The sequence below is a fragment of the Myroides phaeus genome (genome assembly GCF_009799805.1).
GTDB classification, from domain to species: Bacteria; Bacteroidota; Bacteroidia; order Flavobacteriales; family Flavobacteriaceae; genus Flavobacterium; species Flavobacterium phaeum_A.
Genome location: NZ_CP047050.1, coordinates 1,612,790 through 1,626,555, shown reverse-complemented (window position 1 = coordinate 1,626,555; position 13,766 = coordinate 1,612,790). Strand labels below are relative to the sequence as shown.

Here is a 13,766-nt window from a genome sequence, read left to right as displayed (position 1 = left end):
ACTCCCTTAGCTATTGATGTATTCATTCATATATTGCTTACAATAACTCCACCATCTTTAGACTATTCTTACACCTGTTTATTATCGCTGTTAATCAACTATTAGCCGAAAATTTGATGAATTCTAAGTACTTGCAACAGCATTGCAAACATCTCAACGCATTATTTATATCGAGTATAACTTACTAAATTTGTTATGAATGATAAAATAATGCTATTATGGCACATACACATAAAACCTGCTGTTCTTCTGAAATAAATCAGAATAATAGTTGTACATCAAAATCAAATAATCACCAAGATAATCATTGTCACGACCATAGTGATAAAAATAACTGCGACCAACACAATAGTCAACCACACAAACATAATCATAATCACGATGAAGATCACGACCACAATCATGGAGAAATGACCAATAACTCGGTTTTAATTGTCTCACTTCTACTCTTATTTACTGGATTAATCTTAACTCATATAGTCAAAGCCGAGTGGTTTGTAAACAATACCCTATTACAAATCTTATGGTATGGTACGGCATACTTACCTGTAGGATTCCCTGTTATAAAAGAAGCCGTAGAATTAGGGGGAAAAGGTAATTTCTTTAATGAGTTCTCTTTAATGGCTATTGCAACTATTGGTGCCTTTGCAATTGGAGAATATCCAGAAGGAGTAGCTGTGATGATATTTTATACAATAGGAGAATTATTTCAAGAAAAAGCCGTTAATAAAGCTAAAGGAAACATAAAAGCATTACTTGATATTCGTCCAAAAGAAGCAAATGTCTATAGAAACAATAAGTTTGTTATTGTTAATCCAGAAGAAGTCAAAATAGGTGAAAAAATACAGGTTAAGGTAGGAGAAAAAATTCCTTTAGATGGACAGCTACTTACTAACAAAGGTAGTTTTAATACATCCGCTTTAACTGGAGAAAGTAAGCCGTCTACATTTTCTCAAGGAGATATTGTCTTAACGGGAATGATCAACTTACAGAATGTAATTGAAATACAAACGACAAAATTATACCAAGATAGTTCACTTGCTAAAATACTTGAAATGGTACAAGAGGCGAGTTCGCGTAAAGCTGCAACTGAATTATACATACGTAAATTCGCAAAAATATATACTCCTATAGTATTCTTTTTAGCCGTTGCAGTTACAATATTACCAGCGTTGTTTGTTGAAAATTACGAATTTAAAGATTGGCTATATAGAGCATTGGTCTTTTTAGTGATCTCGTGTCCTTGTGCCCTTGTAATTTCTGTTCCCTTAGGATATTTTGGAGGAATAGGTGCCGCGTCAAAAAACGGTATACTTTTCAAGGGTTCAAATTACCTTGAATTGATGGCTAAACTTGATATTGTTGTAATGGATAAAACAGGTACGCTGACTGAAGGCGTATTCAAAGTACAGAAGGTTGAAACAAGTATAGATAAAAATGACTTTACACAAATAGTATCAGCAATTGAAAAACAGTCTACTCACCCTATAGCTAAAGCCATCAATGAAACTTTTCCTACTAATTTAATTGCACAAAATGTACACGAAATCACAGGAAAAGGATTAAAAGGTGTGGTTAACAACACAACTGTACTCGTTGGAAATACGGCCCTATTGAAACAGTTTGATATCAAATATCCTGATGTAATTGATGATATCGTTGAAAGTATTGTAGTGGTAGCTTTAGAAAATGAATATGTAGGTTATATTACAATAGCTGACCAAATAAAAGTAGATGCTAAATCTGCTATTACACGAATGAAAGATTGTGGTGTTACGCAAACAATAATACTCAGCGGTGATAAAGATAGCATTACTCAAAAAGTTGCTAAAGAACTGGCAATTGACAATGCTTATGGAGGTTTACTACCTGAAGATAAAGTTGCAAAGGTTGAAGAATTAAAACATATACATCCAAATAGTTCAATTGCTTTTGTTGGTGATGGTATTAATGATGCTCCTGTACTTGCTTTAAGTGATGTAGGAATAGCTATGGGTGGTTTAGGTAGTGATGCAGCAATTGAAACAGCTGATGTAGTAATCCAAACAGACCAGCCTTCTAAAATTGCTACAGCAATACAAATAGCCCGTGAAACAAGAAAGATCGTAATACAAAATATAGTTCTTGCGTTGACTGTGAAAATTATAGTTTTAATCCTTGGTGCAGGTGGGATAGCTAATATGTGGGAAGCTGTATTTGCAGATGTAGGTGTAGCTTTACTTGCTATACTAAATGCTGTACGTATTCAAAGAATGACCTTTAAATAAGGTACTAATTAAAATAAATAAGCCAGAACATTTAGTTACTGGCTTTTATTTTATCCTTCCATTTCTTCTTTAAACTCTTTCAAAACATCTTTTAATTGTTTAAGATATTTACCATACAAGCTATATATCCAATACTTACAAAATAATATTACTAAAACACTAAAAATAAATAAAGCTATTAAAAATACTATATTATTAAAGAGCTTCTCTATTCCCTCTAAATCCAAACCAATAAAAAAAGGAATAAATAAAATAATAAAAGGTGCTAAGGAAAAACAAAAATTTTCATATAATTGAACATACATCCTTACATTGAAATACACTTCATACAAACTATCATAGGAATTTAAAACATACGACTCTGATTTTCTATAAAACAGAAACATCTTAAGTAAATAATAAATAGTTACTAAAGAAAATAAAGTAAACATAACATAGTATAAAACTATGTTTTCTCCAATCATAGGATGATAATAAGGTAGAAATCCCAACAGAATCACACATAAAGATTGTAACCAAATATCTCTTATTACATTTCTTCGCATTTTATCTAATGGAAGTGTATTTATATGTCTAACGACAACCTTCTCTGTTATTTCTTCAGAAATCAATTCTTGTTCCTTCCATTTATCTTTTAAATCATCAAAATTCATATCCCTGCTTTTTAATTATTTCTTGTAACTTACTTTTTGCTCTATTTAATTTAACACGCGCATTTCCTTCTGTTATACCTAAATTAAGTCCAATCTCCCTATGTGACATACCTTCTAAATAAAAAAAGACCAATGCCTTATCTAACTTACTCAAACAATGAATTGCTTTATACAAGAAATCTACCTCGGTGTTAATATTATCTTCAGTAAATTCGTCTTTTGCAGTTTCATTACTTGAAAAAGCATCTACAGCTGACATACGCACCCTTTCTTTCTTAAAAAAAGTTATTGCTGTATTGATCGCAACGCGATACATCCAAGTTGAAAACTTAGATTCAGCCTTAAAATTCGCATACGATCTCCACAATTGATAAACAATCTCCTGATACAAATCTTCTTGATCATTTATATTATCCATATACATACGCGAGACTTTAAGCAAAATCCCTTTATGTATATTTATCTTTTGTAAAAATTCAACTTCTATTTCTTTACTCACAATGCAAAAACTATTTATCCAAATCTTTCTAACTACAAAACAATTTTTAAAATCAACTACATATAGTTAGTATCGACATAATCAAAAACGTTACATACTTTTCATTTATTTTTAAAATAAAAAAGGAGCTATCTTGATCAAGATAGCTCCTTCAGTTTAGAGCAAAAAAAATCCCCAACCTCATAGAGATTGGGGATTCAAAAGAAAGGCGGTGTCATACTCTCCCACTGGTTAGCAGTACCATCTGCGCTAGCGGGCTTAACTTCTCTGTTCGAAATGGGAAGAGGTGAGCCCCGCTGCAATAACCACCTTAAATCGGTTGTTACCCTACGGATAACTAATATTTTTATATTAAGTTACTTAACTTTATACTATACAGTACTTTATTGTGAATTGAATCTATTATCCAATTTATTGCTTAGAAAGTTGCCCTCTCCCTGAACTTAATCAGGGAGAGATACACATAAGCTTACGGGTTATTAGTACTACTCGACTTTGACATTACTGTCTTTACATCTATAGCCTATCAACGTGGTCATCTTCCACGACCCTTTAAAGAAATCTCATCTTGTGGTGGGTTTCGCACTTATATGCTTTCAGCGCTTATCCCTTCCCAACGTAGCTACTCTGCGATGCCCCTGGCGAGACAACAGATGCACTAGAGGTTGGTCCAAATCGGTCCTCTCGTACTAGAATCAGATCCACTCAAATTTCTAACGCCCACAGTAGATAGAGACCGAACTGTCTCACGACGTTCTGAACCCAGCTCGCGTGCCACTTTAATGGGCGAACAGCCCAACCCTTGGGACCTTCTCCAGCCCCAGGATGTGACGAGCCGACATCGAGGTGCCAAACCCCCCCGTCGATATGAGCTCTTGGGGGAGATCAGCCTGTTATCCCCGGCGTACCTTTTATCCTTTGAGCGATGGCCCTTCCATGCGGAACCACCGGATCACTATGCTCTACTTTCGTACCTGATCGACTTGTTTGTCTCTCAGTCAAGCTCCCTTATACCATTGCACTCTACGCACGGTTACCAAGCGTGCTGAGGGAACCTTTAGAAGCCTCCGTTACTCTTTTGGAGGCGACCACCCCAGTCAAACTACCCACCAAGCAATGTCCTTCCTTACGGAAGTTAGATCTCAAATAAGCAAAGGGTGGTATTTCAACAATGACTCCACAACGCCTAGCGACGCCACTTCAAAGTCTCCCACCTATCCTACACATCACTTATCCAAGAACAATACTAAGCTATAGTAAAGGTGCACAGGGTCTTTTCGTCCCACTGCGGGTAATCGGCATCTTCACCGATACTACAATTTCACCGAGCTCATGGCTGAGACAGTGTCCAGATCGTTACACCATTCGTGCAGGTCGGAACTTACCCGACAAGGAATTTCGCTACCTTAGGACCGTTATAGTTACGGCCGCCGTTTACTGGGGCTTCAATTCAATGCTTCTCAACAATTACTCACCGATAACATCTCCTCTTAACCTTCCAGCACCGGGCAGGTGTCAGGCCCTATACTTCATCTTACGATTTTGCAGAGCCCTGTGTTTTTGATAAACAGTCGCCTGGACCTTTTCACTGCGGCCAGCTTGCGCTGGCGACCTTTCTCCCGAAGTTACAGGTCTATTTTGCCTAGTTCCTTAGCCATGAATCTCTCGAGCGCCTTAGGATACTCTCCTCGACTACCTGTGTCGGTTTACGGTACGGGTACTTATAACCTAAGTTTAGAAGCTTTTCTTGACAGCCCTTAGGCACACTATCTCTTCGTCCGTAGACTCCGAGTACTATCGCATTTCTCCAAGTCCGACGCATTTTACTATCAGACCTATAGGTACGTGCTTCAACGAACTATTCCGTCAGTTCGCGGTGCTTTCATCACTGTGTCACTCCATCACTGTTATAAGTAGTACGGGAATATTAACCCGTTGGCCATCGACGTCCCCCTTCGGGTGTGCCTTAGGTCCCGACTAACCCTCAGCTGATTAGCATAGCTGAGGAAACCTTAGTCTTACGGCGTGCGGGTTTCTCGCCCGCATTATCGTTACTTATGCCTACATTTTCTTTTCTAAAAGGTCCAGCAATTCTCACAAATCACCTTCAACCCCGTTAGAATGCTCCCCTACCACTCACGCATTAAGCGTAAATCCATAGCTTCGGTAGTATACTTATGCCCGATTATTATCCATGCTCGATCGCTCGACTAGTGAGCTGTTACGCACTCTTTAAATGAATGGCTGCTTCCAAGCCAACATCCTAGCTGTCTGGGCAATCAAACCGCGTTTTTTCAACTTAGCATACATTTGGGGACCTTAGCTGATGGTCTGGGTTCTTTCCCTCTCGGACATGGACCTTAGCACCCATGCCCTCACTGATAATTATCATTACTTAGCATTCGGAGTTTGTCAGGAATTGGTAGGCGGTGAAGCCCCCGCATCCAATCAGTAGCTCTACCTCTAAGTAACTATCGATTATCGCTGCACCTAAATGCATTTCGGGGAGTACGAGCTATTTCCGAGTTTGATTGGCCTTTCACCCCTACCCACAGGTCATCCGAAAACTTTTCAGCGTTAAACGGTTCGGTCCTCCATTTAGTGTTACCTAAACTTCAACCTGCCCATGGGTAGATCACACGGTTTCGCGTCTACCACTACTGACTAAAGCGCCCTATTAAGACTCGCTTTCGCTACGGATCCAGACCTGAAGTCCTTATCCTTGCCAGCAACGGTAACTCGTAGGCTCATTATGCAAAAGGCACGCCGTCACCCAACGAATGGGCTCCGACCGCTTGTAGGCGTATGGTTTCAGGATCTATTTCACTCCGTTATTCACGGTTCTTTTCACCTTTCCCTCACGGTACTGGTTCACTATCGGTCTCTCAGGAGTATTTAGCCTTGGCGGATGGTCCCGCCGGATTCAATCAAGGTTTCACGTGCCCCGACCTACTCAGGATACCACTATTCTTATCTTCTCTTACTTGTACGGGACTATCACCCTCTTTGGTTTACCTTTCCAGGTAATTCTAATTAAATCCGCAAGAAATATCGTGGTCCTACAACCCCAATATTGCCGTAACAACATTGGTTTGGGCTATTCCGCGTTCGCTCGCCACTACTTGCGGAATCACTTTTGTTTTCTTCTCCTCTGCCTACTTAGATGTTTCAGTTCAGCAGGTTCGCCTCCTATTAGGATAATATGTCTTCAACATACTGGGTTGCCCCATTCGGATATCTACGGATCAAGTCGTGTGTGCCGATCCCCGTAGCTTTTCGCAGCTTATCACGTCCTTCTTCGCCTCTGAGAGCCTAGGCATTCCCCATACGCCCTTATTTTGCTTATGTGCTTACAATTCTTTCGAATCGTACTTTCTATAAATTTTATTATTTTTGATTCTTTTCTAACTGTATTAGTTAAGTATCTCAATATGTCAATGATCGTTTTGAACTTGCGTTCTTGTGGAGAATATCGGAGTCGAACCGATGACCTCCTGCGTGCAAGGCAGGCGCTCTAGCCAGCTGAGCTAATCCCCCATAGATATAGATATTTGTGTTATCTGCTTCCATTGGGTTGTGGATAACGCAACCTCTATAATTTCCTTTTTAAACCCTTAATGTATTAGTAGTCCCGGGCAGACTCGAACTGCCGACCCCTACATTATCAGTGTAGTACTCTAACCAGCTGAGCTACGAGACTCTGTATACTTAAGTGTTGTTTTTTGAACTAACAGCGAGAGTAAAGTATTAATTACTAATTTTTTCTCTAGAAAGGAGGTGTTCCAGCCGCACCTTCCGGTACGGCTACCTTGTTACGACTTAGCCCTAGTTACCAGTTTTACCCTAGGCAGCTCCTTGCGGTCACCGACTTCAGGTACCCCCAGCTTCCATGGCTTGACGGGCGGTGTGTACAAGGCCCGGGAACGTATTCACCGGATCATGGCTGATATCCGATTACTAGCGATTCCAGCTTCATGGAGTCGAGTTGCAGACTCCAATCCGAACTGTGATCAGCTTTTGAGATTCGCATCCTGTCGCCAGGTAGCTGCTTTCTGTACTGACCATTGTAGCACGTGTGTAGCCCAGGACGTAAGGGCCGTGATGATTTGACGTCATCCCCACCTTCCTCACGGTTTGCACCGGCAGTCTTGCTAGAGTTCCCGACATTACTCGCTGGTAACTAACAATAGGGGTTGCGCTCGTTATAGGACTTAACCTGACACCTCACGGCACGAGCTGACGACAACCATGCAGCACCTTGTAAATTGTCCGAAGAAAAGTCTGTTTCCAAACCTGTCAATCTACATTTAAGCCCTGGTAAGGTTCCTCGCGTATCATCGAATTAAACCACATGCTCCACCGCTTGTGCGGGCCCCCGTCAATTCCTTTGAGTTTCATTCTTGCGAACGTACTCCCCAGGTGGGATACTTATCACTTTCGCTTAGCCACTCAGTCCGAAAACCGAACAGCTAGTATCCATCGTTTACGGCGTGGACTACCAGGGTATCTAATCCTGTTCGCTCCCCACGCTTTCGTTCATCAGCGTCAATAAGTACGTAGTAACCTGCCTTCGCAATTGGTATTCCATGTAATATCTAAGCATTTCACCGCTACACTACATATTCTAGTTACTTCCATACTATTCAAGTCAAACAGTATCAATGGCCGGGTCTTAGTTAAGCTAAGAAATTTCACCACTGACTTATCCAACCGCCTACGAACCCTTTAAACCCAATAATTCCGGATAACGCTCGGATCCTCCGTATTACCGCGGCTGCTGGCACGGAGTTAGCCGATCCTTATTCTTACAGTACCGTCAAATCACTACACGTAGCGAGGTTTCTTCCTGTACAAAAGCAGTTTACAATCCATAGGACCGTCATCCTGCACGCGGCATGGCTGGTTCAGAGTTGCCTCCATTGACCAATATTCCTCACTGCTGCCTCCCGTAGGAGTCTGGTCCGTGTCTCAGTACCAGTGTGGGGGATCTCCCTCTCAGGACCCCTAATCATCGTTGCCTTGGTATGCCGTTACCACACCAACTAGCTAATGATACGCATGCCCATCTTCTACCGATAAATCTTTATTAATCAAATGATGCCATCCAATTAAACCATGGAGCATTAATCCGAATTTCTTCGGGCTATTCCCCTGTAGAAGGTAGGTTGCATACGCGTTACTCACCCGTGCGCCGGTCTCTATTAAGCAAGCTCAATATACCCCTCGACTTGCATGTGTTAGGCCTGCCGCTAGCGTTCATCCTGAGCCAGGATCAAACTCTTCATCGTATATTTTTAATTTCGTTAATTAGCAAGTTAATTCAAATGTAAACATTTGCCTTACTCTCTTAATTTTTGCTGTCAATCCAATATGTCTATGAACGTGTCTTCTTATTTATAATCTCACTTGTGTTTCAAAGCGAGTGCAAAAGTAAATAACTTTTTTGATTTAGCAAAACTTTTTTGAAATAAATTTCAATTTGTTTTTGTCGCTAAACCACCGTATTTACTGAAGCGGACTGCAAAGATACAACCTTATTTTTTACTTATCCAAATTTAATTTCTTATTTTTTTCAAAGCGAAATAACGTTACTTTTCTATCTTTACTCCTTCACTATTTGTGTATGATCGTCTGCTGTAATGCGGATGCAAAAGTAGCATCTTTTTCGCTATTTCCAAACTTCAAAACACATTTTTTGAAAGGTTTTTTATAACGTGTTGTTATGTTGCTTCTTACCTCTGAAAGTTTTTTTCTTTTTTGTTTTTATTGGTTCAAATAGGTCTGACTTCTTTAGTAAAGTAAACACTCTATATATAGGTATACTATTATATGTGTTCTAATCCTCTCCCTATATATAGTACAAAGTTATCTATATCACTTCTATACGTGTTGTAAAGCGGTTACTTTGACATCATTTGCTATCAAATGACATCATATGCACTATAAACGCTGTCCCACTTTTTTCTATATTTAATATAACATACTGATTTTCACAATCAATACATTATCTTAAATGAAGATTGTTCGGAGATACACCAGAGATAAGTCGGAGACACCTCGCCTAAAGGCCTTTTTCGCGAACCATCTACGGCTTATCTACGAGCTATCTACGACTAAGCACCACGCCAAACTATTATAAAACAGCCTGAAACCCAGTATTTACAAGCTATTCAGAGTGTAAATCTTGTAAAAGAGCTCTCTTATTAGAACTTCGTAAAAACCTTTTTCACTACTAATACTCACCATACTATTAGCTATTTGTACTACTTACCATCACAAACCCAAGCAAGAGGTCCTGTACTAACGCCAAACAAAAAAGCCACTTAACGCAAGTGTTAAGTGGCTTTTTTGTTTTTATATTATATAATATCGCTTATTTCTTAGCTAATTTAAACCTCACCTTCTCCCCTGCAGCATCAATCTTCATTAAATAAATAACTGTTGCCAATTCCTTAATCTATAATTTACACTCAATATATAAGATAAATAAAACAATAAGATTATTTACTATAATTCAAAAAAGAGAAAGTACCAAATACAAAAAACGCTTAGCAAAAGCTAAGCGTTCTTTTAAATATTAAAGAGTGTAAATTTCTTAGTACTTATAAAATTAATAAAGGAGCAATAAATCCAACACTTAGACGTCCTGTATTGTAATTTTCAAGACCTAAATTCTCTTTAGCATAGCTTGAATGATTATAATAACGTCCAACATAAGAAACAAAGAATCTAATATTCATATCTTTAAAAGGAAGATACTGTACAGAAGGAATGAATCCATAACTTGTACGCAATAAATCTGTTCCGCTGTTATCAGCCTTTACATCTTTTCCATAAGCATTACTCGCCATCAAAGTCATTGACAAATTAACCTTTGGCGCAACCAAATACTCCATTCTTAACCAGTTTTCCATATAAGAAACACTTTGAGCTGTAAAATCACTTTGATTTTCTACTAATCCTGTAACAATTCCCTTACGGTCGATTGCTTCATGACTATATTTAAAATCATACATCAAAGTCAAATTATTATTTTGGTATTTATGTCCTAAAGCATAATAATTCATTGCTTTATTCTTTGCTTCTTGAAAATAGCTATAACTATATAGTGTTTCTAACTTACCATCAAAAAAACTACCTCTCCAAGTACCAATATAAGCAAGGTGCATTTTTTATTTTTCAATATGCTCAGGTAACGTTCCTTTATATAAATCTTCAAAATTTTGAGTACGTGAATTTAACACTTGTAAACCAAATCCATGATTCGGAGAAACTTGGTGTGTAATACCAGCACCTGTCAAGAAATTATCAGCATACTCTAAAATGTCATTATACTCCAAGATATCAATTGGATTTAAATCGAACTCAAACCCACCCCAATCTGCACTCATCTTACCAAGATTCAATTGTGTTTTTGGAGATAATTCCACACCAATAAACGCTAAATCAGTACCTCTACTAATATGATCACGAGACCCAACATTAGGATCCTTAGTATATCTATCACGGAATCTAAAATACACTTTATCGTGAATTTTACCTTTTATTTCAAGTCTAACTTGGTTATTATTAAACTCTGAATTTGTATGTGTTCCATCTTGAAAATACGTATCGTACGCAAAACGCATATTCATAATTACATCAACATTATTTAGCAAACTTTGCTTCCCAACTGAAATAATTGGTTTTGAAATAGTATCATTACTCGTTTGCTGATTCTGTGCAAACATTCCCGTTTGCATCAAAATCAAAAGAAAAAATAAAGATTTTTTCATAATTATATTTTTTATTTGGTTATAAAAAGTGTGTTTATAATAAGAAAGCACCTAAGGCAAATCCAGCTGCCACAGCAACTATAATTGCAACTAAGCCAGGCACCATAAAACTGTGGTTAACCACAAACTTTCCGATTTTTGTACTCCCCGTTCTATCAAAATTAATAGCAGCAAGTAAAGTAGGATATCCAGGTAAAACGAAATCAGCATTCACAGCAGGGAAAATAGCAATCAAAGCAGGGTTAGAAACACCTAAAGCCATCCCTAAAGGCATCATTGTTTTTGTAGTAGCAGCTTGACTAAACATTAAAGCACCAAGAACAAAAACAGCGATAGCAAAAGTCCAAGGATAAGTAGTAACAATACTTTCCATATATCCATTTATAGCGATTTTATTATGAGCCATAAAAGTTGCACTCATCCAAACAACTCCAAAAACAGATACAACTGCTGTAGCCATTGATCCGAACAAACTTACCTTAGTCACATCAACAGCACTTGTTTTCGTAATAATCATCATTATTGCAGATGCCGTAAGCGTTATAATACTAATTACAGCTACCATTTGTAATTCACCATTCGCTTTTAAAACCAAGTTAGCAACACCTGGTTCAAACTGTGGTAGTATTTGAGGGAAAGCCCCTGCTACGACAATCAATAATACAGCGATAGCAAAAACAATAACAGAAGACTTAGCTCCTTTTTTCAAAGATTTCTGAGGTCCAACTTCATTTGAATCTAAACTTTTTGCAAACTCAGGATCCTTCATTTTTTCTTGAAAAATAGGATCATCCTCCAGTTCTTTACCTTTTTTCAAGACAGCAAAACATCCAAACAAGATTCCTATTAAACAAGCTGGAATACAAATTTTCATAATATCTATCAATGCTCCAGGATAAGCCAATATACTTGCACCTGCAAAAGCTGCAGTAGCCGCACTCATTGGACTTCCAGTGATAGCTAAATGAGAAGCAATAACAGAGATACTTAAAGGTCTTTCAGGTCTAATTCTTTTTTTTGCTGCTACCTCTGAAATAATAGGCAAAAGCGAATATAAAAGATGGGCAGTACCTGCAAATAAGCAAAAGAAATAAACAGTAAAAGGAGCAATAAAAATAATGTTAGAAGGATTACTACGGATAACTTTTTCTGCCAATCTAACTAAGTAATCTAACCCTCCACAAGCTTGTAGAGTTGCAGCAGTAGAAACAATAGCCATAATAACAAGCATAACATCAATTGGAGGATCTCCGGGTCTCATTCCAAAAACGAAAACAAAGATCATTAATCCGACCATTCCCATCACACCTAATCCAATTCCTTTCATTTGCGACCCTATAAGGATCATTGCAATTAGGATTATAAACTGTAATAATAACATAACTATCCTATTTTAATTAGCACTACTACATTAGGATAGGTATAAAAAAGGAGCGTTTATAAATACTATTAAGTATTCCGCTCCTTTATAACCTATTCTCTTAATGAGTCATATTTTAATATTTAAAAAACATATTTTGGATAGCTTGACGATCTTTTGTTTGAGTCAAAGCTAACATCAATAAAATTCTTGCTTTCTGTGGACTTAAATCATCAGACACAATAAAACCTAACGCTTGATCATCAACCTCATTAAATAAAGTTACACGTCCAGCACCAGCTCTTGCAGCTCTACATACAATAATTCCTTGTTTTGATGCAGCTTCTAAAGCATCTCCTACAGGAGCATTAAAGTTTCCATTCCCCATACCTGCATATACAATACCAGCTACACCATCTTTAGTTGCAGCTTTCACAGCTCTTGGATTAGCATCTGCATATCCATAAACAACTTCAACTTCAGGTAAAGTTTTCAACCCTTTAATATCAAATTTTTGTTCTGGAGATCTTAGTGTTTTATAATAGTAACTAACTTTACCATCATAAATCAAACCGATTGGTCCAAAATTTCTTGACTGAAAAGTAGCCATATTTGTAGTAACTGTTTTCGTCACATCTCTTGCAGCAAATACCGCTTCATTCATTGCAGTAACAACCCCTACACCTTTACTATTTGGCGATGAAGCAACCATTACAGCGTCCAATAAATTTCTATTACCATCTTGGCTCATTGCAGTAGCTGGTCTCATTGCTCCAACTAAAACGACAGGATTATCAGACTTAACAGTTAACTCTAAAAAATAAGCAGTTTCCTCTTGAGTATCAGTTCCATGAGTAATAACTACACCATCAGCTTCATTCTTTTCAAAAATTTCATTAATACGATTACTCAATTTTAACCAAGTTTCGATATTCATATCTTGACTACCTATTTGAGCAATCTGCTCTCCTTTAACTTGAGCGAAGTTTTTCATTTGAGGAACAGCATTCACAAGGTTTTCAACCCCGATTTGTCCTGCTGTATAAGCTGCTTTAGTAGAAGATTCACCTGCACCAGCAATTGTACCACCAGTTGCTAAAATAATTACTCTTGGTTGCGTGTTTTTTTCAACGTTTTTAGACTGTGCTTGAACTTGAAAAGTTAGTAGTATTCCAACTACTAAGGTTAATACTTTTTTCATAATATAATTGT

At 37.8% G+C, this 13,766-nt stretch carries 5 protein-coding genes, 2 tRNA genes, 3 rRNA genes and 1 pseudogene; 1 reads left to right on the top strand and 10 read right to left on the bottom strand.

Annotated elements, in window-relative coordinates; translation table 11 throughout:
* Positions 1-218: 218 nt before the first annotated feature.
* Positions 219-2,267, top strand: coding sequence for a heavy metal translocating P-type ATPase (locus GQS07_RS07265; protein WP_158210229.1), 2,049 nt, complete (start codon positions 219-221; stop codon positions 2,265-2,267).
* 50 nt (positions 2,268-2,317) lie between these two features.
* Here GQS07_RS07265 and GQS07_RS07260 read toward each other — a convergent pair whose 3' ends face one another.
* The 10 genes and pseudogenes from GQS07_RS07260 to GQS07_RS07215 form a co-directional block, all read right to left on the bottom strand.
* Positions 2,318-2,920 carry a hypothetical protein gene (locus GQS07_RS07260; RefSeq protein ID WP_158210228.1) on the bottom strand — a complete coding sequence of 201 codons (603 nt, stop codon included), beginning with the start codon at positions 2,918-2,920 and terminating at the stop codon, positions 2,318-2,320.
* On the bottom strand, positions 2,910-3,344 hold the full coding sequence (locus GQS07_RS07255) for an RNA polymerase sigma factor (protein WP_233269245.1): 435 nt from the start codon (positions 3,342-3,344) through the stop codon (positions 2,910-2,912). Before GQS07_RS07255 ends, GQS07_RS07260 begins: the two co-directional genes overlap by 11 nt.
* A gap of 278 nt (positions 3,345-3,622) precedes the next feature.
* Positions 3,623-3,732: ribosomal RNA gene (gene rrf, locus GQS07_RS07250) — 5S ribosomal RNA — on the bottom strand.
* A gap of 146 nt (positions 3,733-3,878) precedes the next feature.
* Positions 3,879-6,767 (bottom strand): 23S ribosomal RNA (locus GQS07_RS07245).
* 115 nt (positions 6,768-6,882) lie between these two features.
* Positions 6,883-6,956: transfer RNA gene (locus GQS07_RS07240), tRNA-Ala, on the bottom strand.
* An 89-nt stretch (positions 6,957-7,045) separates the two neighbouring features.
* Positions 7,046-7,119, bottom strand: a tRNA-Ile gene (locus GQS07_RS07235).
* Positions 7,120-7,189: 70 nt separating this feature from the next.
* Positions 7,190-8,707, bottom strand: a 16S ribosomal RNA gene (locus tag GQS07_RS07230).
* The 16S, 23S and 5S rRNA genes sit together here with 2 tRNA genes alongside, the layout of an rRNA operon.
* Positions 8,708-10,021: 1,314 nt before the next feature.
* Positions 10,022-11,047, bottom strand: a pseudogene (locus GQS07_RS13845) (porin).
* A 181-nt stretch (positions 11,048-11,228) separates the two neighbouring features.
* Positions 11,229-12,575, bottom strand: a complete 1,347-nt coding sequence (locus tag GQS07_RS07220; protein ID WP_158210226.1) for an anaerobic C4-dicarboxylate transporter family protein — start codon at positions 12,573-12,575, stop codon at positions 11,229-11,231.
* A gap of 115 nt (positions 12,576-12,690) precedes the next feature.
* The gene (locus GQS07_RS07215; RefSeq protein WP_158210225.1) at positions 12,691-13,755 is read right to left on the bottom strand and encodes a type II asparaginase; all 1,065 of its coding nucleotides are present in this window, start codon (positions 13,753-13,755) and stop codon (positions 12,691-12,693) included.
* Between the last annotated feature and the right edge of the window lie 11 nt (positions 13,756-13,766).